Origin of the sequence: Pseudomonas kitaguniensis, from assembly GCF_009296165.1 — a bacterium.
Taxonomy (GTDB): domain Bacteria; phylum Pseudomonadota; class Gammaproteobacteria; order Pseudomonadales; family Pseudomonadaceae; genus Aquipseudomonas; species Aquipseudomonas kitaguniensis.
In genome coordinates this window covers 1-694 of the sequence record NZ_VUAZ01000230.1, presented here as the reverse complement: position 1 = coordinate 694, position 694 = coordinate 1, and the positions used below count along the sequence as shown (strand labels likewise).

Here is a 694-nt window from a genome sequence, read left to right as displayed (position 1 = left end):
AAAAGCGCTGTTGACCTAGCCATTCAACCGGCTCCCCGGGAATACCGGGCGGGTGATACGCTAAACTTCATCCAAAAGGGCGATGAACAACCATGAAGGGAGCACTCAATGCTCGAGATTAAACGCGCCACACTCAACGATGCTAATACGGTATTTGATATACGTCGCCGGGCCATCCTTGGCCAATGCATCGGCGCGTATACCGCAGAACAGATGGCGCTATGGACACGCGGGACCGCTCATCAGGGTTATAGCGCACTGCTGGCCAAGTTGTTTTACCTGGGCTGGGTGAAAGGTGAACCCGTTGTCACTGGCATGCTCGATCTCGACAACAACGAAGTGGCGGCGCTATTTGTGTTACCCGAGTTCACCGGGCAAGGGTATGGCAAGGCGATGCTTGATCATCTGGAAAACATTGCACGTGAACTGGCGATTGAAGAGTTGGTACTTGACTCAACCTTGAACGCGGCGAATTTCTACAGAGCATGCGGCTATGTAGGCGATGAACAATCGGTGTATCACTCGCCGTCCGGGTTGGTGTTGGCGTGTGTGCCGATGGTAAAACGTCTATCCGCTGACTCGGCGATTTAGCCGACACTCGCGCGCCCAACGCAGCCTTCCCAGGGCTCATAGGGTGCCGTCAGCCGAGGTGCAACCGACAGGATGTATCAAACCCACTCGACACCCAATCTTC

Annotated in this window: 1 protein-coding gene; it reads left to right on the top strand. The window is 54.8% G+C overall.

Annotation, left to right across the window (positions count from 1 at the left end; translation table 11 throughout):
* The first annotated feature begins 108 nt into the window (after nucleotides 1-108).
* Complete coding sequence (locus F0169_RS26890; RefSeq protein ID WP_152748121.1) at nucleotides 109-591, top strand: GNAT family N-acetyltransferase; 483 nt, start codon at nucleotides 109-111, stop codon at nucleotides 589-591.
* Nucleotides 592-694 lie beyond the last annotated feature (103 nt).